Annotated in this window: 25 protein-coding genes; 6 read left to right on the top strand and 19 right to left on the bottom strand. The window is 61.2% G+C overall.

The genetic code is table 11. The features are described 5' to 3' along the window. Window positions 1-2 precede the first annotated feature (2 nt). The 16 genes from MK745_RS05895 to MK745_RS05820 form a co-directional block, all read right to left on the bottom strand. Entirely contained in the window at window positions 3-449 is a 447-nt protein-coding gene (locus tag MK745_RS05895; RefSeq protein ID WP_243612352.1) for a DUF5333 domain-containing protein, read from the bottom strand. Further along, window positions 446-826 (bottom strand): hypothetical protein, encoded by a 381-nt coding sequence (locus MK745_RS05890; RefSeq protein WP_243612351.1) that lies wholly within the window; start codon window positions 824-826, stop codon window positions 446-448. Before MK745_RS05890 ends, MK745_RS05895 begins: the two co-directional genes overlap by 4 nt. A 16-nt stretch (window positions 827-842) precedes the next feature. Then, entirely contained in the window at window positions 843-2,141 is a 1,299-nt protein-coding gene (gene nuoF / locus MK745_RS05885; protein WP_243612350.1) for an NADH-quinone oxidoreductase subunit NuoF, read from the bottom strand. Between the two features lie 4 nt (window positions 2,142-2,145). Continuing rightward, on the bottom strand, window positions 2,146-2,373 hold the full coding sequence (locus MK745_RS05880) for a DUF5337 domain-containing protein (RefSeq protein WP_243612349.1): 228 nt from the start codon (window positions 2,371-2,373) through the stop codon (window positions 2,146-2,148). Window positions 2,374-2,387: 14 nt separating this feature from the next. Beyond that, window positions 2,388-2,981 (bottom strand): helix-hairpin-helix domain-containing protein, encoded by a 594-nt coding sequence (locus MK745_RS05875; RefSeq protein ID WP_243612348.1) that lies wholly within the window; start codon window positions 2,979-2,981, stop codon window positions 2,388-2,390. 42 nt (window positions 2,982-3,023) lie between these two features. After that, window positions 3,024-4,187, bottom strand: coding sequence for an NADH-quinone oxidoreductase subunit E (locus MK745_RS05870; RefSeq protein ID WP_243612347.1), 1,164 nt, complete (start codon window positions 4,185-4,187; stop codon window positions 3,024-3,026). After that, window positions 4,187-5,401, bottom strand: coding sequence for an NADH-quinone oxidoreductase subunit D (locus MK745_RS05865; protein ID WP_243612346.1), 1,215 nt, complete (start codon window positions 5,399-5,401; stop codon window positions 4,187-4,189). Before MK745_RS05865 ends, MK745_RS05870 begins: the two co-directional genes overlap by 1 nt. Continuing rightward, a complete protein-coding gene (locus tag MK745_RS05860) occupies window positions 5,401-6,009 on the bottom strand; it encodes an NADH-quinone oxidoreductase subunit C (RefSeq protein WP_243612345.1) in 609 nt (202 codons plus the stop codon). The genes MK745_RS05865 and MK745_RS05860 overlap by 1 nt, the downstream gene beginning before the upstream one ends. Beyond that, window positions 6,006-6,539, bottom strand: coding sequence for a NuoB/complex I 20 kDa subunit family protein (locus MK745_RS05855; protein ID WP_243612344.1), 534 nt, complete (start codon window positions 6,537-6,539; stop codon window positions 6,006-6,008). Before MK745_RS05855 ends, MK745_RS05860 begins: the two co-directional genes overlap by 4 nt. Continuing rightward, entirely contained in the window at window positions 6,530-6,895 is a 366-nt protein-coding gene (locus MK745_RS05850; protein ID WP_243612343.1) for an NADH-quinone oxidoreductase subunit A, read from the bottom strand. The genes MK745_RS05855 and MK745_RS05850 overlap by 10 nt, the downstream gene beginning before the upstream one ends. 422 nt (window positions 6,896-7,317) lie before the next feature. Further along, the gene (locus MK745_RS05845; protein ID WP_243612342.1) at window positions 7,318-8,103 is read right to left on the bottom strand and encodes a crotonase/enoyl-CoA hydratase family protein; all 786 of its coding nucleotides are present in this window, start codon (window positions 8,101-8,103) and stop codon (window positions 7,318-7,320) included. Window positions 8,104-8,105: 2 nt separating this feature from the next. Next, the gene (locus MK745_RS05840) at window positions 8,106-8,963 is read right to left on the bottom strand and encodes a hydroxymethylglutaryl-CoA lyase (protein WP_279391745.1); all 858 of its coding nucleotides are present in this window, start codon (window positions 8,961-8,963) and stop codon (window positions 8,106-8,108) included. After that, a complete protein-coding gene (locus tag MK745_RS05835) occupies window positions 8,956-9,615 on the bottom strand; it encodes a glutathione S-transferase family protein (RefSeq protein WP_243612340.1) in 660 nt (219 codons plus the stop codon). The genes MK745_RS05840 and MK745_RS05835 overlap by 8 nt, the downstream gene beginning before the upstream one ends. Continuing rightward, window positions 9,612-11,564, bottom strand: a complete 1,953-nt coding sequence (locus tag MK745_RS05830) for an acetyl/propionyl/methylcrotonyl-CoA carboxylase subunit alpha (protein ID WP_243612339.1) — start codon at window positions 11,562-11,564, stop codon at window positions 9,612-9,614. The genes MK745_RS05835 and MK745_RS05830 overlap by 4 nt, the downstream gene beginning before the upstream one ends. 93 nt (window positions 11,565-11,657) lie before the next feature. Beyond that, window positions 11,658-13,262 (bottom strand): carboxyl transferase domain-containing protein, encoded by a 1,605-nt coding sequence (locus MK745_RS05825; protein WP_243612338.1) that lies wholly within the window; start codon window positions 13,260-13,262, stop codon window positions 11,658-11,660. Between the two features lie 120 nt (window positions 13,263-13,382). Further along, the gene (locus MK745_RS05820) at window positions 13,383-14,546 is read right to left on the bottom strand and encodes an isovaleryl-CoA dehydrogenase (RefSeq protein WP_243612337.1); all 1,164 of its coding nucleotides are present in this window, start codon (window positions 14,544-14,546) and stop codon (window positions 13,383-13,385) included. Between the two features lie 257 nt (window positions 14,547-14,803). Between MK745_RS05820 and MK745_RS05815 the strand changes: the two genes are divergently transcribed. After that, window positions 14,804-16,090 (top strand): APC family permease, encoded by a 1,287-nt coding sequence (locus MK745_RS05815; protein WP_243612336.1) that lies wholly within the window; start codon window positions 14,804-14,806, stop codon window positions 16,088-16,090. 56 nt (window positions 16,091-16,146) lie between these two features. Here MK745_RS05815 and MK745_RS05810 read toward each other — a convergent pair whose 3' ends face one another. Further along, on the bottom strand, window positions 16,147-17,352 hold the full coding sequence (locus MK745_RS05810) for a DegT/DnrJ/EryC1/StrS family aminotransferase (protein ID WP_243612335.1): 1,206 nt from the start codon (window positions 17,350-17,352) through the stop codon (window positions 16,147-16,149). A gap of 152 nt (window positions 17,353-17,504) precedes the next feature. On the opposite strand from MK745_RS05810, the gene MK745_RS05805 reads away from it, so the two are divergent. Beyond that, a complete protein-coding gene (locus tag MK745_RS05805) occupies window positions 17,505-18,815 on the top strand; it encodes an MmgE/PrpD family protein (RefSeq protein ID WP_243612334.1) in 1,311 nt (436 codons plus the stop codon). Here MK745_RS05805 and MK745_RS05800 read toward each other — a convergent pair. Next, window positions 18,788-19,459, bottom strand: coding sequence for an HAD-IA family hydrolase (locus MK745_RS05800; protein ID WP_243612333.1), 672 nt, complete (start codon window positions 19,457-19,459; stop codon window positions 18,788-18,790). The genes MK745_RS05805 and MK745_RS05800 overlap by 28 nt on opposite strands. A gap of 132 nt (window positions 19,460-19,591) precedes the next feature. Here MK745_RS05800 and glmU point away from each other — a divergent pair, with 132 nt between their 5' ends. From glmU to MK745_RS05785, 3 genes are read left to right on the top strand one after another with little or no spacing between them, the layout of a single operon-like run. Then, window positions 19,592-20,947 (top strand): bifunctional UDP-N-acetylglucosamine diphosphorylase/glucosamine-1-phosphate N-acetyltransferase GlmU, encoded by a 1,356-nt coding sequence (gene glmU, locus MK745_RS05795; protein WP_243612332.1) that lies wholly within the window; start codon window positions 19,592-19,594, stop codon window positions 20,945-20,947. After that, on the top strand, window positions 20,947-22,770 hold the full coding sequence (gene glmS, locus MK745_RS05790) for a glutamine--fructose-6-phosphate transaminase (isomerizing) (protein ID WP_243612331.1): 1,824 nt from the start codon (window positions 20,947-20,949) through the stop codon (window positions 22,768-22,770). The genes glmU and glmS overlap by 1 nt, the downstream gene beginning before the upstream one ends. A gap of 1 nt (window position 22,771) precedes the next feature. Beyond that, entirely contained in the window at window positions 22,772-23,449 is a 678-nt protein-coding gene (locus MK745_RS05785) for a DNA alkylation repair protein (protein ID WP_243612330.1), read from the top strand. Window positions 23,450-23,492: 43 nt separating this feature from the next. Here the strand turns inward: MK745_RS05785 and MK745_RS05780 are convergent, their stop codons facing one another. Beyond that, complete coding sequence (locus MK745_RS05780) at window positions 23,493-23,939, bottom strand: hypothetical protein (RefSeq protein WP_243612329.1); 447 nt, start codon at window positions 23,937-23,939, stop codon at window positions 23,493-23,495. A gap of 41 nt (window positions 23,940-23,980) precedes the next feature. On the opposite strand from MK745_RS05780, the gene moaA reads away from it, so the two are divergent. Then, window positions 23,981-24,988 carry a GTP 3',8-cyclase MoaA gene (moaA, locus tag MK745_RS05775; protein WP_243612328.1) on the top strand — a complete coding sequence of 336 codons (1,008 nt, stop codon included), beginning with the start codon at window positions 23,981-23,983 and terminating at the stop codon, window positions 24,986-24,988. The last annotated feature ends 2 nt before the right edge of the window (window positions 24,989-24,990 follow it).

Below are 24,990 nucleotides of genomic sequence, written 5' to 3'. Positions count from 1 at the left end.
GGTTATTTCGCTCTCAGCAGCACGCCGATCTGGCTTGATTTCTGAATTTCTTCGCGCCCCAGCGCGCAAAAGCTCTGCGGGTCGTCATAGGAGACGCCCTTTGCGGCGAGATAGGCCTCGCCACGTGCCCGCAACCGGGCCTTTTCCTCGTCGTTGTCGACATAGGCTTCGATCTCGGCATCCGAATACCCCATGTCCCGCGCCTTGCGTTTGAGCGACGACAGAAAGTTGAACGCCCGAAAGTACCGCGCATTGATGGTTGGGCAGTAATCCTTGATCTCGCGCGCAATCGCGACGGCGAACAACCCGTTGTTGATCTCCGTAGCCTCGCGCAGGTGTGGGCGTGCCGCCGCCGAAGACACCGGCGCCGCGAGACAGGCCGCGAACACGGCCCCCGCGAGCGCAAAACGCGCCGTCGTCGTCAGGGATATGACGCCACAGGATCTCACGGCTTACAGACCCCTTCGAACATCAACCGGCCATTGTCATAAACAAGCGCACCGTCTTCCACATCCGGGCCGCTGACCCAGTCGATCTGCGAGGTGCCGAATTCCTTGATGCAGTATTTCACCGCCTCGTAGCGCCCCGCTTCGCGCGCGGCGTCGAGCGATTGCTGCGGTTGGCGCACGAAGACTTTGAACTTCTCGCGCTCCTTGCGATCTTGCCGGTCCACCGTGGTCACGAAATAGAGCCCATCAAAGGTCACTTTCTCGTTGTTGCTCAGCTTGTCGCGCATGTTCGCGCAGCCCGCCAAAAGAGCGACCGCACCAACAAGCGCAATTGTGAACCGCACCCGGCGTGCCATATGTGTCTGCGTATCGTTCATCACGAACCCCGAACCTTTATTCCGCCGCCATCGCGCCCATGCGCCCGGTCTTGTTGGCCTTGATGCGATCTTCGATCTCTTCGCGGAAGTTGCGGATGAGGCCTTGGATCGGCCAGGCCGCCGCATCGCCAAGCGCACAGATCGTGTGCCCCTCGACTTGCTTGGTCACGTCCCAAAGCATGTCGATTTCCTCGATATCGGCCTCGCCCTTCACAAGGCGATCCATCACCCGCATCATCCAGCCGGTGCCTTCACGGCACGGCGTGCACTGGCCACAGCTCTCGTGCTTGTAGAACTTCGAAAGCCGCCAGATCGCCTTGATGATGTCGGTCGACTTGTCCATCACGATGACCGCCGCCGTGCCAAGACCCGAGCCAAGCTCACCGCGCAGGTAGTCGAAATCCATCACCGCATCGCGCATGTTCTCGCCACGCACGCAGGGCACGGACGAACCGCCCGGGATCACCGCAAGGAGGTTGTCCCAGCCGCCACGAATACCGCCACAGTGCTTTTCGATCAGTTCCTCAAAGGAGATCGACATCGCCTCTTCGACGACACACGGGTTGTTCACATGGCCCGAGACCGCGAATAGCTTGGTGCCCGCGTTGTTGGCGCGACCAAAGCCCGCGAACCACTCCGGCCCCCGGCGCAGGATCGTCGGCACAACGGCAATCGACTCCACGTTGTTGACCGTGGTCGGACAGCCATAAAGGCCCGCCCCCGCCGGGAACGGCGGCTTCATGCGCGGCATGCCCTTCTTACCCTCAAGGCTCTCAAGAAGCGCGGTTTCCTCGCCACAGATATAAGCACCTGCACCATGATGCAGGAACAGATCAAAGTCCCAGCCCGATCCGGCCGCATTGCGCCCCAGAAGGCCCGCTTCATAGGCTTCGTCGATTGCCGCCTGAAGCGCCTCGCGCTCGCGGATATACTCGCCGCGGATATAGATGTAGCAGGTGTTCGCATTCATCGCGAAAGATGCGATCAGGCAGCCCTCGATCAAAGTGTGCGGATCATGGCGCATAATCTCGCGGTCTTTACAGGTGCCCGGCTCGGATTCATCTGCGTTCACTACGAGATAAGCCGGACGCCCGTCGCTTTCCTTGGGCATGAAGGACCATTTGAGGCCGGTCGGGAACCCTGCCCCGCCTCGCCCGCGCAGACCGGAGGCTTTCATCTGGTCGATGATCCAATCGCGGCCGTTCTGGATGATCTTTGCCGTGCCATCCCAATGGCCACGCTGTTTCGCGCCTGCAAGGCTGCGGTCATGCATGCCGTAGAGATTGGTAAAGATACGGTCCTGGTCCTTGAGCATCCCGTTACCCTTCGTTCTTCTGGCGCTGACGCCAGATCTGATAAATCATCGCCAGTGCGAACACGAAGCCCCCTAGCGCAATGAGGTCGAACAGCGCCCGAACCCGTTGGCTCAGGCCCATCTCGGCCCCGATAAAGGTGGCGGCGATCCAGAACAGCGCCGTGCCTGCAATCACAATGGCGACGATCCGCCCCTTGCGTGCCTGTTCGCTGTTCCGGTCGTGTTCCGCCATCCCTTGTTCCATCCTCAATACACGTCGCCGTCTTCAACGCGCTTGGCAAAGTCGGTCGAGCCGCCCGAGGCGAGCGTCTTGGCCTGCTCGACCCAGCCATCGCGTGCGATACGGCCCTTGAAGGCAAGCAGATCGTCCATCTTGGCAATATCATCGGCATCCCATGCCGCGATCTGCGCAAAGCTGGTCACGCCTGCCGCATTGAGCTTCTCTTCGATCTTCGGACCCACGCCCTTGAGCTTCTTGAGGTCGTCCGGACCTGTCGACGCCGCTGCCACGGGTGTTTCCACCGGCGCTGCTGCCGGGGCCGGCTCGGCGGCCGGCGCGGGCGCGGCTTCTGGTGCGGGTGCAGGTTCGGCTTTCGGTGCGGCTGGCGTGCTCGCCGGGGCTGCCTTCGGCGCGGCAGGCGCGCTCACTGCGGCGGCCACGTCCTTGGCACAGAATGCTTTGATAAGGATAAACCCAAGGCAAACCGCCACGACCACAGCCAAAATGAGCGCCAACAACGTCGCCATCGCACCTTTCAATAGGAAAAACGCGATTACGCCGCCGATGATTCCGACGATCCAGCAGACATTTCTGCACTTCGATGTGTCATTCTGAGCCATGGTACTATCCCCTGTTAAGCTATTCTTTGTCCTTTGGTCTTCTTAGTATACGTTGCCCTTGTCGACTTTCTTGGAGAACGCGGTCTCGCCGCCTTCCGCAAGGGTTCTTGCTTGATCGATCCAGCCATCACGCTCGATACGACCCTTGAATTTCAAACGGTTATCGACCCAAGCGATTTCTGCCTCGGTCCATTTCGCGATCTGATCATAGTGATAGAAGCCAAGCGCATTGAGCGTCTCTTCGAGCTTCGGACCCACGCCCTTGATCTTCTTGAGATCGTCCGCACCGCCGTCGCGCGCCGCGCCAAGCGTTTCCGGGGCTTTCTCTTCGACCTCTGCCACCGCAGCTGCCGGTTTGGCCGCGGGTTTTGCGGCTTTCTTCGCCGGGGCTTTCGAGGCTTTCTTGGCCTCTTCGGCCTGTTTCGCCGCCGGTTTCGGGGTCTCGGGGGCTTTCGGCGGTTGGGCCTTGCCGGGCGAGCGCCCCGCAACCGTGCCATCCGCGCCAACCCACGGCGTCGTCAAAGGCACCTCGGTGCCGTCGATCCGTTTCACCGTGTCGCCGATATCCGTCGCAAGCTGCGCCGAGGCGTTGTATTTCGTGTGGCCCGAGTCATATTCCTTAAGGCTGGTCAGCCCGGAAAGCGGCTCGGAGGCGAAACGGCCATTCATCGGACCAGGCGCAGGCACCTTGCCCGCCGCGAGATCGTCGAGAAGCTGGGCAAAACCCTCTGCCGTCATGTCCTCGTAGTAGTCCTTGCCGATCTGCGCCATCGGTGCGTTGGCACAGGCCCCAAGACATTCGACCTCTTCCCACGAAAACTTGCCATCCGCCGAAAGCGTGTGCGGCGTCGGCGCGATCTTTTCCTTGCAGACCTCCATCAGATCTTCCGCGCCACAGATCATACAGCTCAGCGTGCCGCAAATCTGAATATGGGCGACCGATCCAACCGGCTGAAGCTGGAACATGAAGTAGAAGGACGCGACCTCAAGCACACGAATATAGGCCATGTCGAGCATCTCCGCGATGGACTCGATGGCCGGTTTCGTGACCCAGCCCTCCTGCTCCTGTGCCCGCCACAAAAGCGGGATCACAGCGCTGGCTTGCCGCCCTTCGGGATACTTGGTGATCTGCGCCTCAGCCCAGGCCTGATTGGCGGGCGTAAAGGCAAAGCTCTCGGGTTGTTCAGAATGAAGACGACGAAGCATTAGCGGTCAATATCCCCAAAAACGATGTCCATCGTGCCGATGATCGCGGCCACATCGGCGAGCTGATGGCCCGTCGCGATGTAATCCATCGCCTGCAAGTGGCGATATCCGGCACAGCTGATCTTGGCGCGGTAGGGTTTGTTGGTGCCATCGGCGACAAGGTAAACGCCGAACTCGCCCTTGGGCGCTTCCACGGCGCAATAGACCTCGCCCGCAGGCACGTGGAACCCTTCGGTGTAAAGCTTGAAGTGATGGATCAGGCTCTCCATCGAGGTTTTCATCTCGGTGCGCTTCGGCGGCGTGTATTTGCCACGTGCCAGCACATCCCCGGTCGCCTCGCGCAGCTTGACGATGCACTGGCGAATGATGCTCGTGGATTGGCGCATCTCTTCCATGCGCATCAGGTAGCGATCATAGCAATCGCCGTTCTTGCCAACCGGGATCTGGAATTCGAACTCGTCGTAGCATTCATAGGGCTGCGCGCGGCGCAAATCCCAAGCAAGCCCCGCCGAGCGCGCCATGACGCCGGTCATGCCATAGGCCTCGACCGAGTCGCGATCCACCACGCCGATATCGACGTTGCGCTGTTTGAAAATGCGGTTCTCGGTCAGAAGCCCGTCAATATCGTCGATCATCGACGGGAACTCGATCGCCCATTCCTCGATATCATCAAGAAGCTTGTCCGGCACATCCTGATGAACCCCACCGGGGCGGAAATAGTTGGCGTGCATCCGCGCACCACAGGCGCGCTCGTAGAACACCATGAGCTTCTCGCGCTCTTCAAAGCCCCAAAGCGGCGGGGTAAGCGCGCCGACGTCCATCGCCTGCGTGGTGATGTTGAGAAGGTGGCTCAGGATACGGCCAATCTCTGAGAACAGAACCCGCAAAAGCTGACCACGCCGCGGCACCTCAATGCCTACAAGCTTCTCGATAACCAGGCACCAGGAATGTTCCTGATTCATCGGTGCCACGTAATCGAGACGGTCGAAATACGGCAGGTTTTGCAGGTAGGTCCGGCTCTCCATGAGCTTTTCCGTCCCGCGATGCAGCAAGCCAATATGCGGATCGCAGCGTTCCACGATCTCGCCGTCAAGCTCGAGCACAAGCCGCAAAACCCCGTGCGCCGCCGGGTGTTGCGGGCCGAAGTTGAGGTTGAAGTTGCGGATTTTCTGCTCGCCCGTCAGGGCGTCTTCGAAACCTTTGGAGCCGTCCATCATTTCGCCCCCTCTTTCTCGTCGCCCGGAAGGATATATTGCGCCCCTTCCCATGGGCTCATGAAGTCGAACTGGCGGTATTCCTGCGGCAGTTTCACCGGCTCATACACAACGCGCTTCTGCACCTCGTCATAGCGCACCTCGGTATAGCCCGTGGTCGGGAAATCCTTGCGCAGCGGATGGCCACGGAACCCGTAATCCGTCAGCAGACGGCGCAGATCCGGGTGATCGCTGAAGATGATGCCATACATATCGAAGGTCTCACGCTCGTACCAATCGGCCGAGGGGAAGACGCCGGTGATCGACGGCACGACCTCGTCCTCGCGCACCGAGACCCGAAGGCGGATGCGTTGGTTCTGCGCCATCGACAGCATGTGATAAACCACGTCGAACCGCTTGGCGCGTTCTGGGTAATCCACGCCCGTGATGTCGAGCATCTGGGTGAAGCGGCAGGAAGCATCGGTCTTGAGGAACTCCACGAAACCCGCAATGCCGCCGGGCACCACATCCACGTTCAGCTCGCCATGACTCACGTCCCAGCCAAGCACGCAATCCGGACGCTTCAATTCGATATGCGTCCCAAGTTCGTTCAGTGCCTCGTCGCTCATCTTTCGATCGTCCCCGTGCGGCGGATCTTGCGTTGCAACTGCATGATGCCATAAAGCAGCGCCTCCGCCGTGGGCGGACAGCCGGGCACGTAGACATCGACCGGCACAATCCGGTCACAGCCCCGCACGACGCTATAGGAATAGTGGTAATAGCCCCCGCCATTGGCACAAGAGCCCATGGACAGAACATAACGCGGCTCCGGCATCTGGTCATAAACCTTGCGCAGCGCCGGGGCCATCTTGTTGGTAAGCGTCCCGGCCACGATCATCAGGTCCGACTGGCGCGGGCTGGCGCGCGGCGCGGTGCCAAAGCGCTCGAGGTCATACCGCGGCATGGAAAGCTGCATCATCTCGACCGCGCAACAGGCAAGCCCGAAGGTCATCCAGTGCAGCGAGCCGGTGCGCGCCCAATTGATGATGTCTTCGGTCGAGGTCAGGATAAAGCCCTTATCCTGCAATTCGGTGTTGAGCGCCTGCGTGGCGACCTCGCGGTCGGCCCCGGCAGTGTTGGCTCCTGTCATCACTCCCATTCCAAGGCTCCCTTCTTCCATTCATAGGCAAAGCCGATGGTCAGAACCCCGAGGAACACCATCATCGACCAGAAGCCGACCATGCTGATGTCCTTGAAGCCCACGGCCCACGGAAACAGCATCGCGATCTCGAGATCGAAAATGATGAACAGGATCGACACAAGGTAGAACCGAACGTCGAATTTCATCCGCGCGTCGTCAAAAGCGTTAAAGCCGCATTCATAGGCGCTGACCTTCTCGGGGTCGGGCCGACGAACGGCAAGAACAACAGCGGCGAGGATCAGGACGAGGCCTAGTGCGACAGCGACGGCCAGAAAGACGAGAATGGGAAGATATTCCCGCAGCATCTCTTCCAAGTGTGGCTCCTTTCATGCGCGTGCCCGAGGGTGCGCAGTCAAATGGCTGATGTGACTAAGGAAGGGTTTAATCCTGCCCCCCTTGGGGGTCAACTCGCACAGGACATATTCACATTCATGAAATCGTTGCGATTTTTCAACATATACAACGGTATGCGCAGCGTTTTGCGCGCCGCAAGAAAATGTGGCAGGAAATATTTTCTTTCCCTTTCCGGCCCTTGCCGCGCTTGCAAAGGGAAAATTCCGCAGATGCGAAAACATGCATCTGTCACCTTGGATTCGTCTCGAATCGCGTGAACTGCGCCAAAAGCGCGCTGGCGGTATTGTCTGCCGATCAAAAAGAAAACCCGCCCGGCAAAAACTGCAGGGCGGGCGAAACGATGTTTGCGCTAGCAAGAATCTCAGTGCGTCTGACCTGCGCCCTAGCTGCGGACCCAAGACGCTTTGCGTTTTTCAAAGAAGGCCGAAATGCCCTCCGGCGCCTCGTCGCCTTCCCACGCATTGACCAGCGCCTGGATGGTCATGTCGATGATCTCGTCATCAATCCGCGGTCCAAGCGCACGGGTCAGCGCCTTGGCCGAGGCCACCGCGCCGGGGGCACAGTTCATATAAGGGGCCACTTCCGCCTCGACCGCCGCATCGAGCTCTTCTGCCGGAACCGCCTTGGCGAGAAGGCCAAGTGTCACCGCCTCCTCCGCCTTGAAGAGGCGCGCTGACATAAACACCCGCCGCGCCATCGCTTCGCCCATGCGTGAGACGACATAGGGCCCAATCGTGGCCGGGATCAGGCCCAGCTTGGTCTCGGTCAGCCCCATGAGAACCGTGTCCGCCCCAATGGTCACGTCGCAAACGCTTGCCATCCCGACACCGCCGCCAAAGGCATTGCCCTGCACCTTGCCGATCAACGGTTTGGGCAACGTGTTCAGCGCCTGAAGCATCTCAGCGAGCTTGCGCGCCTCACGGCCCCGCGTCTCTGGGTCCATATCCATCTGCGCCCGCATCCACGCAAGATCACCACCCGCACAGAAACTCTTGCCCGCACCGGTCAGGATCACCACCCGCACCGCGTCATCCGCCGCAAGCTGTTCTGCCGCGGCTTTCAGATCGTCGAGCATCTGCCCCGACATCGCATTGTGCTTTTCCGGGCGGTTGAGCGTCAGCGTCGCGACGCCCCGCGCATCCGTCTCGATCGTCACTGTCTCAAACATGTTCAGTCTCCCTTCCGCATCTCGCGCGCCATCCCCGCCGCTTCGGCAAGGACCGTCGCATCAAGGCCTGTCTCATAGCCAAGCGCCGTCAGCCGCTCATGAACCGCTTCCGTCGCCACGTTGCCCTTGGCGCCCGGCGCATAGGGGCATCCCCCCAGACCGCCGACCGCCGCATCAAAGACGCGCAAGCCCTTTTCAAGCGAGGCCTCGATATTGAGGAGCGCCCGGCCGCTCGTGTCGTGATAGTGTCCGGCAAGCTTCTCGGCTGGCACCTCCGCAATCACCGCATCAAGCATCGCTCCAATGCTCTCCGGCGTGCCCTGTCCGATCGTGTCGCCAAGGGAAACCTCGTAACACCCAAGATCAAAAAGCATCTTCGCCACCCGCGCCGCGCTCTCCGGCGCAACCTTGCCGTCATAGGGACAGTCCGTGACGCAAGACACATAGCCCCGCACCGGCAGCCCAATCGCCTTGGCAGCCTCGATCACTGGCACAAAGCGTTCGATCGATTCCGCGATGCTGGCGTTGATATTGGCCTTGGAAAACCCTTCCGAGGCCGACCCGAACACCGCGATTTCATCCGCCTTGGCCGCCACCGCGCCCTCAAAGCCGCGCATATTCGGCGTCAGCGCCGCATAAGAAACGCCCTCGGCCCGCGTGATCCCGGCAAGCACATCCGCACTATCGGCCATCTGCGGCACCCATTTCGGGCTCACGAAACTCGCAATCTCGATCCGGCGAAACCCGGCCCGGCTGAGGCAATCGACCAAGGCGATTTTTTCATCCGTCGGGATCAGCCGCTTTTCATTCTGCAGGCCATCGCGCGGCCCCATCTCGAAAATCTCAACCGTCTCAGCCATTGGGCACCTCATAGAAATCCTTGCGGTAAAAACTCTGCTCGCCATCAAGCGCGCGCGCCTCGCGATAAGCAGGCCGTGCCGCGATCCGTTCTACATAGGCCGCAACATTCGGGTATTTGTCGAACCGCACATAATAAGGCGCAGCAAAGAGATTGAACCCCATCATTGTATCCGCGGCTGAGAACCCTGACGGCAAGAGCCAGTCGCGCGCCTCAAGCACCCGGTCCATCGCCTTGATCGTCGAGGCAAGCCGCGCGGTCTCAAGCTGGATCGTCTCCGGTGCTGCGGGCGTCGGATCCCCCATGAAGAGCTGTTGCATATTGAGCGAGCCGATGATGCTCGCCTGCGTCTCGGCAAAGCCCAGCCACTCAAGATAGGGCACGCGCTCCGCATCCCCCGGCAGCCGCCCCAACCCATGTTCGGGCCGCGTCTCGGTCAGGTATTCAACAATCGCCCCGCTCTCATAGATCGTCTGCCCGTCAATCTCGAGCGCAGGCACCCGCCCCACGGGCGAGATCGCCTTGAACTCGGCGGCGCGCAACGAGCCATCGGTAATCGCATAGCTCTTGAGCTCGGCCCGAAGCCCCATCTCTTCGAGAAGCCAGAGAATCCGGAAAGAGCGAGAGAACGGGATATGATGCAGGCGGATCATGCCGCCGCGTCCTCTTCTTCCTCCACAAGCTGGATCAGCGCCGCACCTTCCTGCACCTGATCGCCGGCATGGGCCAGAACCTCGGCCACCACCCCGTCGCGCACCGCAAGAAGCGAGTGTTCCATCTTCATCGCTTCGAGGATCGCAAGGCGGTCGCCCTCTTTGACCTCTTGGCCGGCTTCCGCGAAAATCGCCTTCACAAGGCCCGGCATCGGCGCGGCGATCACATTGCCTCCCGCCCCGGCTTCCGTCGCGACCTGAAGCGGATCCACCACGTCAAACTCGATCCCGTAGTTGGCAAAAAGGCTGACCTTGCCCCCCTTGACCACGACCGGCGCCGCGCGCTTGCCGTCGAAATGCCAACCGCCACCGATCCGCTCTGCCTTGACTGTCGTCTCACCGACCAGAACCTCGGCCCGGTGCGCGCCGTCCATCATGACCTTCACGTCGAACACCTCTTCGCCATGGGACATCTTGACCGCGCGGGCGAGCGGCGCCCAAAGGGTGAACCCCCCTTCGACCGGTGCCAGCGTATCAAGCCCAAGCGCAGCCATTCCGGCCCAGGCCACCTGCGCCGCGTTCGGGGTGATATCCTGCACAAGACTGTCGAGATCACGCGCGATGAGGCCGGTATCGACCTCCCCGGCAGCAAAGCCCTCATGGCCGCAAAGCGCCCCGAGGAACGCAAGGTTCGTCACCGTACCGCCGACCTGCGTCTCCGAAAGCGCGGTCTTCATCCGCGACAGCGCCACGGCACGGGTCGGCCCGTGGGTGATGATCTTGGCGATCATCGGATCGTAGAAGGGGCTGATCGTGTCACCCGAGCGCACGCCGCTGTCCGAACGCGCCCCGTCCGGGAATTGCAGATGCGAGAGCGTCCCGGTCGCCGGAAGGAAGCCCTTCGGCACATCCTCGGCATAAAGACGGACCTCGAAACTATGGCCATAAATGGCAAGCTCATCCTGCGCTGCCGGAAGGCTCTCGCCTGCCGCCACACGGAGCTGCCACTCCACGAGGTCCACGCCCGTGATCGCCTCGGTCACCGGATGCTCCACCTGTAGTCGCGTGTTCATCTCCATGAACCAGAACCCATCCGTGCGCAGCCCGTCCGAGCCGTCCACGATGAATTCGACCGTGCCCGCGCCCTTGTAGCCGATGGCCTCGGCCGCGCGCACGCCCGCTTGCCCCATCGCCTCACGCACCTCAAGGCTCATGCCCGGTGCGGGCGCTTCTTCGATGACCTTTTGGTGACGCCGCTGAAGCGAGCAATCTCGCTCAAAAAGATGCACCGCGTGGGTGCCATCGCCAAAGACCTGCACCTCGATATGACGCGGCTGGGTCACATATTTCTCGATGAGCACGTCCGGATTGCCAAAGGCCGTCGTCGCCTCTCCCTGTGCGCTGGCCAGTGCATCGGCAAAGTCCTTCGCGTCCTCGACAAGGCGCATCCCCTTGCCGCCGCCGCCCGCCACGGCTTTGATGAGCACCGGATAGCCGATCTTGCCCGCCTGCTCGGCAAGGAACGCCGCATCCTGATTGTCCCCGTGATAGCCCGGTACGACCGGCACACCGGCTTCTTCCATCAACGCCTTGGCCGCATCCTTGAGACCCATCTTGCGGATCGCCTCCGCCGATGGGCCGATAAAGACCAAACCGGCTTTCTCGACCGCATCCACGAAATCCGGGTTCTCCGACAGGAAGCCATAGCCCGGATGGATCGCCTCGGCCCCCGTTTCCTTGGCCGCCGCAATGATCACATCGCCCTTGAGGTAGCTTTCCGCCGGCGCCGCGCCGCCGATGTGCACCGCTTCGTCCGCCATTGCCACATGCTTGGCCTCGGCATCCGCATCGGAATAAACCGCCACGGTCTTAACGCCCATGCTCCGGGCCGTTTCCATCACCCGGCAGGCGATCTCGCCCCGGTTCGCAATCAGGATCTTGTTGAACATGATTTCAACTCCCTATCTGGTTTGGCCTTGTCCGGGCCTTGAGGCGCACCGACGCAATACCGACGTGATACCGACGCGATGCAGACCCCGGTTTTACATCCGGAACACGCCGAATTTCGTCTCTTCCACGGGCGCGCAGAGCGAGGCCGACAGGCTCAGCGCAAGCACGTCGCGGGTCTTGCGCGGGTCGACAATCCCGTCATCCCAAAGCCGTGCCGAAGCATAGAGAGGATGGCTCTGATGCTCGAACATATCGAGCGTCGGCTTCTTGAAATCCGCCTCTTCCTCGGCCGACCATTCCCCGCCTTGGCGCTCGATCGCGTCGCGTTTCACGGTGGCCAAGACCCCCGCCGCCTGCTCTCCGCCCATCACCGAGATGCGGCTGTTGGGCCATGTCCACAGGAACCGCGGGCTATAGGCGCGCCCGGCCATGCCATAGTTCCCTGCCCCAAAGGAGCCGCCGACAAGCATGGTGATTTTCGGCACTTTCGTGGTCGCCACAGCGGTGACCATCTTGGCCCCATGCCGCGCGATCCCTTCCGCCTCGTATTTCTGCCCGACCATGAAGCCAGTGATATTTTGCAGAAATACCAGAGGAATACCGCGTTGCGAGCAAAGCTCTACGAAATGCGCGCCCTTTGCTGCGCTTTCGGAATAGAGCACGCCATTGTTGGCCACGATCCCCACCGGACAACCCTTCACATGGGCAAAGCCGGTGACCAGCGTCTCGCCAAAGCGCGGCTTGAATTCATCGAACCGCGACCCATCGACCACACGCGCAATCACCTCGCGAATGTCATAGGGCGTGCGCAGCCCTGCAGGCACCACGCCAAGGATTTCTTCCGGGTCATAGGCCGGCTCTTCTGGGCTCTGCCAAGTCACGGTGCTCGGCTTGGACCGGTTGAGATGCCCCACCGCACGCCGCGCCAGCGCCAGCGCATGCGCGTCGTCCTCGGCAAGGTAATCCGCCACACCCGAAAGCCGCGTATGCACATCGCCGCCCCCAAGGTCTTCGGCAGAGACGACCTCCCCCGTCGCCGCCTTTACAAGCGGCGGCCCGGCAAGGAAGATAGTGCCTTGTTCTTTCACGATAATCGTCACATCCGACATCGCCGGAACATAGGCGCCACCCGCCGTACAAGACCCCATCACCACGGCAATCTGCGGAATGCCCTTGGCGCTCATATTGGCCTGATTAAAGAAGATACGGCCGAAGTGATCGCGGTCCGGAAAAACCTCATCCTGCTGCGGCAGGTTCGCCCCGCCCGAGTCCACGAGATAGATACAAGGCAATTGACACTGCTCTGCGATCTCCTGCGCGCGCAGGTGTTTCTTGACGGTCATCGGGAAATAGGTGCCGCCCTTCACGGTCGCGTCGTTGCACACCACCATGACTTCCTGCCCCTGCACCCGGCCAATCCCGGCAATGACCCCTGCGCCCGGCGCAGCGTTGTCATACATATCATGCGCAGCCGTCGCCCCGATCTCGAGAAACGGCGCACCCGGATCGAGCAGGTTCGCCACCCGTTCACGCGGCAACATCTTGCCCCGGCTCACATGGCGTTCGCGCGCACGCTCCCCGCCACCCGCCGTCGCTGCCGCAGCCGCCTCGGCCGCCACGCCCAGCGCCTCGAGATGCGCCTCCCGGTTCTGGCGCGCATCGTCGCTGGTCGGGATGAATTTGGACTCTAGTTTCATTGCCGCGTCTCCTATGTGTCCGCAAGACGCCGTCGCGCGCCCCATCGAACATGTCTCCCACGGCGCCCTAGATAGGCGCCCATCTTGTCGATTTGGCCCGCGAGCTGCGAGCCAAACAGATCAGCTCATCTTGTTCATCATCTCGCGACCGACGAGCATGCGGCGGATTTCCGAGGTGCCCGCGCCGATCTCCATCAACTTGGCATCGCGGAAAATCCGACCCACAGGGTTGTCGCTCAAATATCCCGCACCGCCAAAGGCTTGCACCGCCTGGTGCGCCACGACCATCGCTTCTTCAGACGCGTAAAGACAGCAAGCCGCCGCGTCCTGACGCGTGATCTCGCCGCGATCACAGGCCTTGGCCGCTTCGTAGACATAGGCGCGTGCCGAGTTCATCTTGGTGTACATATCGGCAATCTTGCCCTGCATGAGCTGGAAGTTCCCGATCGGCTGGCCGAACTGCTTGCGCTCGACCATGTAGGGCATGACCTCATCGAGACAGGCCGCCATGATGCCGGTACCAATGCCTGCCAACACCACGCGCTCATAATCGAGGCCAGACATCAAGACGCGCACGCCCTTGCCTTCTTCGCCAAGCACGTTCTCGAAAGGCACTTCCACATCTTCAAAGACGAGCTCTGCCGTGTTCGACCCACGCATCCCGAGCTTGTCGAAATGGTTCGAGGTCGAGAAGCCCTTCATCTCTTTCTCAATGATGAAAGCGGTGATGCCTTTGGGCCCTGCGTCCGGATCGGTCTTGGCATAAACGACAAGCGTATCGGCATCCGGGCCATTGGTGATCCAATACTTATTCCCGTTGAGCACATAGCGGTCGTTCTTCTTCTCAGCGCGCAGCTTCATGCTGACCACGTCGGACCCGGCGGACGGCTCGGACATGGCAAGCGCCCCGACCTTCTCGCCCGAGATCAGGCCGGGAAGGTATTTCTGCTTCTGCTCATGCGTCGCGTTGAGCTTGATCTGATTGACGCAAAGGTTCGAATGCGCGCCATAGCTGAGCGACACTGACGCCGAAGCCCGCGCGATCTCTTCGACCGCAATCACATGCGCAAGGTAGGACATGCCCGCCCCGCCATATTCCTCTGGCGTGGTGATGCCGAGAAGACCAAGATCGCCAAACTCTTTCCAAAGCTCGTTCGGAAACTCGTTCTTCTGATCAATCTCTGCCGCCATCGGCTTGATCCGCTCTTGTGCAAAACGGTGCACCATCTCGCGCATCGCGTTGACGTCTTCTCCGAGGTCGAAACTCATCGTGTGCATGAACATCGTTCAAACTCTCCCATTAAAGCGTTTCACGAAAACCCGCCGATTGGACTTGCGAAAACCGCCATCTCTCCCAAAGCGCCTTAAGGGCCTCCCGCCCGGCACTTTATTGAACACTTGTTCATATAACTACGCCGCACACCGATTCCGGTCAATAGTTTTCCACCCACCCCGCATTTCTACAGGTCTGCGTACACGCGCTTGCCCCGCCGGACCCTTCATGCCAAACCTCTTGCAACGGCCCTGAGAAATGCGATGCCATGCGCCCTGACCGCCCGATTGACGCCCCACCTCTCCGCCTGACGGAACTGATCGCGATCGCCTTGGGCGGCATGGTCGGGGGCGGAATCTTCACGGTGCTTGGCCTTGGTGTGGCGACAATCGGTGTCTGGACACCCCTTGCCATCGCCCTCGGTGGCGCAGTGGCGGCACTCGCGGCCTATTCCTATGTCAAGCTGGCGCTCTATTTTCGCGACGAGGGCGCCACCTACGCGTTCTTCAAGCTGAGCTTCCCCGGACATGATTTTGCTGCCGCACTAATCGGTTGGTGGGTGGTGTTCGGCTATATCGCGACCATTGCGCTTTATGCCTTTACCTTTGCCTCCTACGCCATCGCCCCTTTTTCCGACGACGACACTCTCCGCCGCGTTGTGGCAATTGCCGTCATCGCCGCATTCGCCGGGATCAACATCTGGTCGACCCGTGGCATGGGCCGCATCGAAGATCTCATGGTTTATTCCAAGATCGTGATCCTCCTGATCGTCGCGGGCGTGCTTTGGGGCAATGCCCGCGCCTCACTCCCCGACCTCGCGGGACCGGACCCTGCCCTGCCGCTCTTCGGAATCGTCACCATCGCTGCCGTGACCTTTGTCGCCTATGAGGGGTTTCAGCTTGTGATCCACGCCATGGGCGAGATGACCGCGCCCGAGAAAAACATTCCCCGCGCGATCTATACCGCCGTGGCGCTGGCAACTCTGGTCTATGTGGTGATCGCCATCGGCGCAGTGCTCGCCATCCCGTTCGCTGACATCATCGCCAATCAGGAACACGCCCTCGCCGCAGGGGCCGGGGACATCCTCGGCCCGATCGGCACACAGCTTGTCATCGCGGGCGCCCTTCTCGCCACCATGAGCGCCATCTCCGGCACACTCTTTGGCGCCTCACGCCTCATGTCGGTGATCGCACGCGACGGTTTCTTTCCCGCCCGCCTTGAGAAACGGCGCTCTGGCATCCCCCGCACGGCCGTCTTGACGATGGCGGGCTTTGCCGCGCTCCTGATCCTCATTGGCGATCTGCGCCTGATCCTCGAGTTCGGCTCGATTACCTTCCTCTTGGTGTCGATCCTCATGGCTTGGGCAAACCACGTCCATCGCGGCAAGACGGGCGCACATCCCGCCATGACGCTCCTGTCGATCTTCGGTCTCTCTACAGGCGCCGTCCTGATCCTGATTTTCGAAGCCCGCCACGCCCCGGCACAGCTCGCCTTCGTACTGGCGCTCTACGCAGCCCTGAGCTTCGGCGCACGCCTCTACACGCGCCTACGCTAGGGCTTCTTCTCTGGAAAATACTCTGGGGTGAGGCCGCAGGCCGAGGGGCAACGCCCCTACCCCCCTTGATAAACCGTGCCAACCTCGGACCGAATGATCCGCGCAATCAGAGCACAATCTGCTTCCGTGAAAGTCAAAGGCAAGCGCATATCGACAATGCCCGCCAAGACACGGTCGCTCTCCGGCATCCGCTCTGCCGCCGCATAGCGCCACGAGTCATAGCGCGAGGTGAACGCCACAGGTTCGGCACCACCAAACCATTTGAGTTCCACGCCCCGCGCCGCACAGCGCCGCAAGACCTCTTCGACCTGTCCCTCGCCCCAATCCAGAAGAAGAAACTGGATCGACGAGCCGACATAGCTCTCCGCCTCGGGCCGCTCCACGACGGTCAATCCCGGCGTGCCCCGCAAGCCGTCTTCCACGACCCAGTAAAGCGCATTCCACCGTGCAACCTGCTGGTCAAGATCGCGCAATTGCGGCCGCAGGATCGCGGCGCGCAAATGATCCATCCGCCCCGAAATGTTGGGGGTGACGTATTTCACCGCCTCAAAGGCCTCCACCGGAGGCCGCGCAAGGTGGCGTTCATAGAGCATATAGGACCCCGACAGCATGATCGCCCGCGCCATCAAAGCATCATCATCACTTATGAGCAGCCCGCCCTCGCCGGAATTCGCGTGCTTATAGGTCTGCGTCGAATAGCACGCCATGACACCATGCCGCCCTGACCACGTGCCGCGCCACTTCGCGCCCATCGTATGCGCGCAATCCTCAATCACACGAATGCCCGCCGCGTCACAGATCTCCATAAGCCGATCCATGTCACAGATATGCCCCCGCATATGGGAAAGCATCAGCACATCCGCGCGGTCGGCCTTGGCCGCGAGATCTTCGAGGTCGATCACAAGGTCCTCGGTCACCCCAACAAAGACAGGCTCGGCCCCGACGCTGGCAATCGCCCCCGGCACCGGCGCCAGGGTGAAGGCATTGGTCAGAACTCTATCCCCCGGCCCAACCCCGAACGCACGCAAAGCACAGGCAAGCGCATATCCCCCCGAAGCGACGGCAAGGCAATACTTTGCCCCCATTTGCGCCGCGAACTCCTGTTCAAGAAGGGAAACCTCGCCTGGCGCATCCCCGACCAAATTGTAGCGATGCAATCGCCCGCTTTGCAGCACCTCGAGCGCCGCCGCGATCCCTTCGTCGGGGATCGGCTCTTGTTGGGTGAAATTACCAGTGAAATGTTCTGGGAAACGCTCTGTCATGGGCTGATCCTTGACCTGCCCCCGCGCGCCCGTCAACGCCGGAATGCGCCCCCCGATCCCCTAAAGGCGGCCCGGCACCCGTGCAAAATGTCGCGAACGGACGATTTACAGAGACCACGCCGTGCCACGCTAACACGCAAAGGGAGGACAAGATGCACGACCCGATCGCCTTTCTACATGACCTGACGTGGGAGACCCTGCCCGAAACCGTGCGCGCGCAAGTGCCGCTGCACCTGCTTGATCTATTCGGTATCGGCGCGGCAGGGATGCGCACCAACATGTCCCGCATCATTCGCGATCACGCGTATGAGGATTTCGGCGGTGAGATGCCCCTCCTCTATGATGGCCGCGGAGCAAGCCCCCTTGGCGCAGCCCTCGCCGCCGGGATCACCATCGACTCCATAGACGGCCATGACGGGTTCAACCCCTCCAAGGGCCATATCGGAGCGCCGATGATCCCGGCCGCGCTCTATGCCGCGCATGAGGCAGGCGCGACAGGCCGTGATTTCCTAACCGCCGTTGTCGTGGGCTACGAAATTGGCGCCCGCGCCGCCATCGCCCAACACGCCACGGCACCGGATTATCATACGTCGGGAAGCTGGGGCGCCGTGGCCGCCGCAGCCGTAGCCTCCCGGATCATGCAGCTTTCCCCGCACCAAACTCGCCACGCCCTTGGCATCGCCGAATACCACGGCCCTCGAAGCCAGATGATGCGCTGCATCGACCACCCGACCATGGTCAAGGACGGCGCGGGCTGGGGCGCGATGGCAGGCATCTCCGCCGCCCGCCTCGCCGCCAAGGGCTTTACCGGCGCACCAGCGCTCATCGTCGAAGAGGTGACTGAGCCTTGGGCCGATCTTGGCACGCGCTGGTATATGCTCGAGCAATACTTCAAGCCCTATCCTGTTTGCCGCTGGGCCCAACCCCCGATAGAGGCCGCCCTGTCCCTGCAACGCAGCCATAGGATTGCCGCCGCCGACATCGCCCGAATCGAGGTCGAGACGTTCCACGAATCCATCCGCCTCGCGACGTCACACCCAAAGCGCGGCGACGAAGCGCAATATTCCACGAGCTTCCCAACCGCCGTTGCCCTCGTCCATGGCGATGTGCGCCCCGAACACCTTGTTGATGCCGCGCTTTCGGATCCCGAAGTGCTCCGTCTTTCCGCCGCCATGATCATGCGCGAGAGCGACCACGCCAACGATGCCTTCCCGTTGCGCCGTTTTGCGCGCGCAACGCTGACCCTCGCCGATGGCACAACACATCAAAGCGACTGGCACGAGCCGCGCTGGGACGCGACCGCCCCACCCTCGCCTGGTGAGATCCGCTCGAAGTTCCACGCCTACGCCGATCCCGTCCTCGGACGGGACCGCGCCACCGCGCTCGAAACCGCCATCGACGCGCTGCCCGAAACCGGGCTCGCGCCGCTCACGGATCAGCTATTCCGCCCGATCAACTCCTGAACAAGGTCCGGCAGATCGGCATAGTCTTCAAGTAGCGCCTCCGGCTCCAACGCCGCCATATCCGCACCACTCGGCCCGAAGGTCACAAGGACAGACGGCACACCAGCGGCGCGCGCTGTGTTGCGGTCGGTGTCGCTATCCCCAATGAGGATCGTTTTGGCCGGATCCCCCCCAAGACGGCGCGCCGTTTCGCGCAGCGGTTCCGGATCAGGCTTGCGCACCGGAAGCGTGTCCGCTCCGACAAGCGCCCCGAACGCGTCTCGCGCTCCAAGCGCCTGCATGAGTTGTTCAGCCAATGCCTCAGGCTTGTTCGTACAGATCCCCACGCCATAGCCACGCGACGCCAGCACCTCGACCGCCTCAAGCGCGCCGGGATACAGCACCGTGTGATCGGCAATTGCGCGACCGTAGGCCTCAAGCAACATAGGGTAATACCGATCGACAACGACAGCATCCATGCGCCCGAGCCTCTCGAGCCCTGCGGTGAGCATCGCCCGTCCTCCGCGTAGCGCGATCGCCTCGTCTCGTCCTACCCCGAGAACATCGCCAAACCCCATGTCCCGAAAACAGGCATTCGCCGCCGCGAGCAAGTCTCCGCTCGTATCTGCCAACGTCCCATCGAGATCGAAAACCACTGTTCGCATACCGTTCCTTTCACCTTGGCAATGAATCGCCCACCGCTGTTACACCCGGTAACGCGAATTGATAGATATCGCCCTTGCACCAATACCGCGAACCGATAAAACGGCCGCAACGTCATTTCAAAGGGAAACCCGATGAATATTGCACTCGTCATCCTCGCGGCTGGCAAAGGCACCCGGATGAAGTCCGATCTTCCGAAAGTGCTACACGAGATCGCCGGTGCGCCGATGCTGGTCCATGCCATGCAATCTGGGGCCGCTCTCGATCCAGCACGCGTGGTGATCGTCGCCGGACACGGGTTTGACACTGTGAAGGCCACCGTCGCCGACCACGATCCCGACGCCACGGTTGTGCTTCAGGAAGAACAGAAAGGCACGGCCCACGCCGTCGATGCCGCCCGCGAAGCACTCGCCGATTTCGAAGGCGACGTGATCGTCCTCTTCGGAGATACGCCCTTTGTGCGCCCTGAAACACTCGCCCGCATGGCCGACGCGCGGGGCGAAAACGCAGTTGTAGTGCTCGGGTTCGAGGCCGCTGACCCGGGCAAGTATGGCCGGCTTGTGATGCAAGGAAACAGCCTCGAAGCCATCGTGGAATATGCTGACGCAACAGATGAGCAACGCGCGATAACCTTCTGTAATAGCGGCGTAATGCTAGCAGATAGCAAATCTCTTTTCTCGATGATCGCCGAAATCGAATCCGACAACGCGCAAGAGGAATACTACCTCACCGACGTCGTCGGCATTGCCCGCGATCGTGGCCTGTCCGTGACCGCCGTTGCCTGCGACGAAGAAGAAACCCTCGGCATCAATTCTCGTCTCCACCTTGCTGACGCGGAAGAGATCTTCCAGACCCGCGCCCGTCGCGCTCTGATGGAACTCGGCGTGACCATGCAGCAACCCGCAACCGTCATGCTTTCGCATGATACGGTCATTGGGCGCGACACGATCATCGAGCCGAACGTCTATTTTGGCCCCGGCGTGACGATTGAAAGCGGCGCGCACATTCGCGCCTTCTCGCACCTTGAAGGCTGCCACGTTTCGCGCGGCGCCATCGTCGGCCCCTATGCCCGCCTGCGTCCGGGCGCGGAACTGGCCGAAGATGTGCGGATCGGGAATTTCGTCGAGATCAAGAACGCAACCCTCGATGAGGGGGCCAAGGTCAATCACCTGTCTTATATCGGCGATGCCTCCGTCGGAGCCGCGTCCAACATCGGCGCGGGCACCGTGACCTGCAACTATGATGGGGTGATGAAGCACAAGACGACCATCGGCAAGTCGGCCTTCATCGGATCCGACACAATGCTCGTCGCCCCCGTTACGGTTGGTGATGGCGCCATGACAGCAAGCGGTTCGGTGATCACACAAGATGTCCCGGCGGAAGCCTTGGCTCTGGCACGCGCGAAACAGGTCAACAAAGCCGGCATGGCGCGGAAATTGTTCGAATTGTTAAAATCCAAGAAGGTTAAACGCGATAAGGAGAGCGCATAATGTGCGGAATTGTTGGTGTACTTGGTAAACACGAGGCCGCTCCGATCCTCGTCGAGGCGCTGAAACGCCTTGAATATCGTGGGTATGACAGCGCCGGGATCGCAACAGTGAACGACGGTGCTTTGGATCGCCGTCGCGCAGTTGGCAAGCTGGTGAACCTCTCTGATCTTCTCGTCCATGAACCGCTGCGGGGCCGTGCCGGGATTGGTCATACACGCTGGGCCACCCACGGCGCCCCCTCGGTCGGCAACGCTCACCCGCACAAGGCTGGCCCTGTCGCCGTGGTGCATAACGGTATTATCGAAAATTTCCGCGACCTACGCCAAGAACTCGCCGAAGCGGGTTTTGAATGCTGCACGGAAACCGACACCGAGACCGTCGCACTTCTGACCCAGCGCTATCTCGACGAAGGCCTTCCACCCGTCGAGGCCGCCCGCAAGACGCTCTCGCGCCTTGATGGGGCGTTCGCCCTGGCCTTCCTGTTCGAGGGCGAGGACGATCTGATCGTCGCCGCCCGCAAAGGGTCTCCCCTCGCGATTGGCCACGGTGACAACGAGATGTATGTCGGCTCGGACGCCATCGCGCTTGCACCGATGACCCACCGGATCACCTATCTCGAAGAAGGCGATAGCGCCGTTCTGACGCGCAACTCGCTTGAGATCCAAGACGTTGACGGAACCCGCGTGACCCGCGAACTGCGCGAGATCGCCATTGATCAGGCGCATGTCGACAAAGGCGGCCACAAACACTTTATGGCCAAGGAAATCGCGGAGCAGCCGAGCGTCCTTGCCAACGCGATCCGTCATTACCTCGGCGGCGGCGAAAGCGATATCGTGCTCCCTGATGCCGGCCTCGATTTTACCAAGATCGAACGCCTGACCATGGTGGCTTGCGGCACGGCCTTCTATGCCTGCCTGACGGCCAAGTACTGGTTCGAACAGATCGCGCGTATTCCGGTCGAAGTCGATATCGCCTCAGAATTTCGCTACCGCGAACCGCCGATGAGCAAAGGCACTGTCGCCCTTTTCGTAAGCCAATCCGGCGAGACCGCCGATACACTCGCGGCGCTGCGCTACTGCGCCGGCAAGGCCGACAAGATCGTCTCAGTCGTAAATGTCCCCGAGAGCTCGATCGCACGCGAAAGCGATCTTGCCCTTCCGATCTATGCCGGCGTGGAGATCGGCGTTGCCTCGACCAAGGCCTTTACCTGTCAGTTGACCGTGCTTCTCCTGCTCGCGCTCAAAGCCGGGCATGAACGCGGCACGCTGAGCACGGAAGACCTGCAAGAAAAACTCGCATCGCTGCAAACCTTGCCGGGCATCCTCAACAACGCGCTTGAGATTGAGACCAAGCTGACCCGTGCTGCCCGCAAACTTTCCGAGGCGCGCGATATCCTGTTCCTAGGCCGCGGCCTTATGTATCCACTCGCACTCGAGGGCGCGCTGAAACTCAAAGAAATCAGCTACATCCACGCCGAGGCTTATGCGTCCGGTGAACTCAAACACGGCCCCATCGCGTTGATCGACAAGCATGTGCCCGTGGTGGTGCTCGCCCCGCGCGATGCACTCTTCGACAAGACCGTGAGCAACATGCAGGAAGTCATGGCGCGCGGCGGAAAGGTGCTTCTCGTGACCGATAGCAAGGGCGCAGAAGAAGGCGGCCATGGTGTCTGGGACACCATCATCCTGCCCGAGATCGACCCGATCCTGACGCCGGTCCTCTATGCCGTCCCGGCCCAGCTCCTCGCCTACCACACGGCCGAGGCCAAGGGCACTGACGTGGACCAGCCGCGCAACCTCGCGAAATCCGTGACTGTAGAGTAGCATGACGCTAGATGACGCACTGGCCGCCCTGCGCGCCCGGATCGAACCGGGCCGCGCCGAAGGACAGGCGAAGTATCACAAACAGACGCGCGAGGTTCTGGGCATCCCAAACCCCGCGCTCAATGACCTGACCAAGGACTGGCGTCAAAGCCTAACGGTCGAGGAACGTGTCCTCCTCGCGGACGCGCTCTGGCAGACCGATATCTTCGAGGCGCGTATCGCGGCGGCCAAGCTCCTGACACAGGCGCGCATCCGCCCCGACACCGCCGCATGGGACCTTATCGTCTCATGGGTGCCCGACTTCGATAGCTGGGCCATCGCAGATCATGTCTGCATGGCTGGGCAGAAACGCCTGCTCGCCGATCCGTCCCGCCTCGACACGGTCGAAACATGGACCAACTCCGCAGATATGTGGACACGTCGAGCCGCCTTGGTCATCACGTTGCCCTGGACGAAACAGAACAATCCCAAACCCGCCGACCTCGTGATCCGCGACCGCGTCCTCGGCTGGGCGGCGTCTTACATAGACGATCCTGAGTGGTTTATCCAAAAGGCCATCGCTTGGTGGCTACGCGATCTCTCCAAGCACGATCCCGCGCGCAGCCGAGCATTCCTTGACGCGTATCAGAACCGCATGAAGCCCTTTGCCGTCAAGGAAGCCTCAAAATACCTCGCCTAGCGCCTTCGCGAGACGCAGTGCCTTAGATGGATTTCGTATGGCTTTAGTTTGCGGTCACCCGCACTTCGCTCAACTCAGTCAGCGGCATCTCCAAGGCACGCATCGCTGCAAGCGACATCCGCGATCCCGCCGTGGATGCACCTTCGATCGGGATCAACGTCACCGCGAGCCATAGCCCGTTATAATACACACGCCCCTTGCCCTCTCGGGTGACGAGCGGCGTCTTGAGCCACATCCCCGGTTCGCTCGCCGCACCAAGCGATACAACCGTGGTGCCAAGCTCGCCACGAAGCGGTGGCGGTGTCTCTTCGACCTCGGGAGTTATCTCTTCGACTTCGGGTGCATCAGGTGTCGGGTTGTCTGGCGCCCGCTCTGATCGGTTGAAAAGATCCCAGTCCGGCATTTTCACGCGCGGCACCTCATCGCACCCCGCCAGAAACGCCAATGCGACCGCCCCGAAGACCCATTTCCGACCTTGCAACACAAGCATCCGCCCTTGCCCCCTCTTGTTTCTAAGACTACCTAAGAGATATGACCGATGCCCCATTGATCGACCCCTTCCAACGCGCTGTCAATTACCTGCGCGTGTCCGTGACTGACCGTTGCGACTTCCGCTGTGTCTATTGCATGGCGGAAAACATGACATTTCTGCCCAAGAAAGAGCTGCTTACACTGGAAGAACTGGACCGGGTCTGCACGAATTTCGTCGAACTCGGGGTCGAGAAACTGCGCATCACCGGCGGAGAACCGCTGGTGCGGCGCGGGATCATGACCTTCTTCGATTCCATGTCCCGACACCTCGAAAGCGGCGCTCTGCGCGAATTGACGCTGACAACCAACGGGTCGCAGCTCGAGCGCTTTGCCGATGATCTCTGGGCGGCAGGTGTGCGCCGGGTCAATATCTCGCTCGACACGATCAATGAGGCCAAATTTGCCGAGGTGACCCGGTGGGGCCGTCTGCCGCAAGTGTTGCGCGGCATTGACGCGGCCCAGCGTGTTGGCATGCGCGTCAAGATCAATGCCGTCGCTCTCAAGGGGTTTAACGAGTCCGAGCTCTTTGACCTCACCGAATGGTGCGCCTCCCGCGACATGGACCTCACTTGGATCGAAGTCATGCCGATGGGTGACCTCGGCAACGAGGACCGGCTGGATCAATACTGGTCGCTGAAAGACCTGCGCGCCCGCCTCGCAGAACGCTACACAGTCACCGATCTTTCCGAACGCTCCGGGGGGCCGGCCCGCTATGTCCGGCTTGAAGAAACCGGCCAAAAGATCGGCTTCATCACGCCGCTGACGCATAACTTTTGCGAAAGTTGCAACCGCGTGCGCCTGACGTGCACCGGGGAACTCTTCATGTGCCTTGGACAGGAAGACATGTATGATCTGCGTCCCGCCCTGCGCGGCAGCAGTGACGACACCGCCCTCAAGGACGCCATCCGCGCCGCCATCGCACTCAAGCCCAAAGGGCATGATTTCGATTATTCGCGCCAACGCCCCGACGGCCAGATGACCCGCCACATGAGCCATACGGGCGGCTGATC

The organism is Shimia aestuarii (assembly GCF_022814865.1).
GTDB classification, from domain to species: domain Bacteria; phylum Pseudomonadota; class Alphaproteobacteria; order Rhodobacterales; family Rhodobacteraceae; genus Shimia; species Shimia aestuarii_A.
Note: the sequence above shows the minus strand (reverse complement) of the source record. Positions and strands in the feature narration are given on the sequence as shown.

Excerpts from the sequence above, each read along its gene's own strand:
- MK745_RS05890 (WP_243612351.1), bottom strand. The coding sequence starts at position 826 with ATGAACGATACGCAGACACATATGGCACGCCGGGTGCGGTTCACAATT.
- nuoF (WP_243612350.1), bottom strand. The coding sequence starts at position 2,141 with ATGCTCAAGGACCAGGACCGTATCTTTACCAATCTCTACGGCATGCAT.
- MK745_RS05880 (WP_243612349.1), bottom strand. The coding sequence starts at position 2,373 with ATGGCGGAACACGACCGGAACAGCGAACAGGCACGCAAGGGGCGGATC.
- MK745_RS05875 (WP_243612348.1), bottom strand. The coding sequence starts at position 2,981 with ATGGCTCAGAATGACACATCGAAGTGCAGAAATGTCTGCTGGATCGTC.
- MK745_RS05870 (WP_243612347.1), bottom strand. The coding sequence starts at position 4,187 with ATGCTTCGTCGTCTTCATTCTGAACAACCCGAGAGCTTTGCCTTTACG.
- MK745_RS05865 (WP_243612346.1), bottom strand. The coding sequence starts at position 5,401 with ATGGACGGCTCCAAAGGTTTCGAAGACGCCCTGACGGGCGAGCAGAAA.
- MK745_RS05860 (WP_243612345.1), bottom strand. The coding sequence starts at position 6,009 with ATGAGCGACGAGGCACTGAACGAACTTGGGACGCATATCGAATTGAAG.
- MK745_RS05855 (WP_243612344.1), bottom strand. The coding sequence starts at position 6,539 with ATGGGAGTGATGACAGGAGCCAACACTGCCGGGGCCGACCGCGAGGTC.
- MK745_RS05845 (WP_243612342.1), bottom strand. The coding sequence starts at position 8,103 with ATGTTTGAGACAGTGACGATCGAGACGGATGCGCGGGGCGTCGCGACG.
- MK745_RS05840 (WP_279391745.1), bottom strand. The coding sequence starts at position 8,963 with ATGGCTGAGACGGTTGAGATTTTCGAGATGGGGCCGCGCGATGGCCTG.
- MK745_RS05835 (WP_243612340.1), bottom strand. The coding sequence starts at position 9,615 with ATGATCCGCCTGCATCATATCCCGTTCTCTCGCTCTTTCCGGATTCTC.
- MK745_RS05830 (WP_243612339.1), bottom strand. The coding sequence starts at position 11,564 with ATGTTCAACAAGATCCTGATTGCGAACCGGGGCGAGATCGCCTGCCGG.
- MK745_RS05825 (WP_243612338.1), bottom strand. The coding sequence starts at position 13,262 with ATGAAACTAGAGTCCAAATTCATCCCGACCAGCGACGATGCGCGCCAG.
- MK745_RS05820 (WP_243612337.1), bottom strand. The coding sequence starts at position 14,546 with ATGTTCATGCACACGATGAGTTTCGACCTCGGAGAAGACGTCAACGCG.
- MK745_RS05815 (WP_243612336.1), top strand. The coding sequence starts at position 14,804 with ATGCGCCCTGACCGCCCGATTGACGCCCCACCTCTCCGCCTGACGGAA.
- MK745_RS05810 (WP_243612335.1), bottom strand. The coding sequence starts at position 17,352 with ATGACAGAGCGTTTCCCAGAACATTTCACTGGTAATTTCACCCAACAA.
- MK745_RS05805 (WP_243612334.1), top strand. The coding sequence starts at position 17,505 with ATGCACGACCCGATCGCCTTTCTACATGACCTGACGTGGGAGACCCTG.
- MK745_RS05800 (WP_243612333.1), bottom strand. The coding sequence starts at position 19,459 with ATGCGAACAGTGGTTTTCGATCTCGATGGGACGTTGGCAGATACGAGC.
- glmU (WP_243612332.1), top strand. The coding sequence starts at position 19,592 with ATGAATATTGCACTCGTCATCCTCGCGGCTGGCAAAGGCACCCGGATG.
- glmS (WP_243612331.1), top strand. The coding sequence starts at position 20,947 with ATGTGCGGAATTGTTGGTGTACTTGGTAAACACGAGGCCGCTCCGATC.
- MK745_RS05785 (WP_243612330.1), top strand. The coding sequence starts at position 22,772 with ATGACGCTAGATGACGCACTGGCCGCCCTGCGCGCCCGGATCGAACCG.
- MK745_RS05780 (WP_243612329.1), bottom strand. The coding sequence starts at position 23,939 with ATGCTTGTGTTGCAAGGTCGGAAATGGGTCTTCGGGGCGGTCGCATTG.
- moaA (WP_243612328.1), top strand. The coding sequence starts at position 23,981 with ATGACCGATGCCCCATTGATCGACCCCTTCCAACGCGCTGTCAATTAC.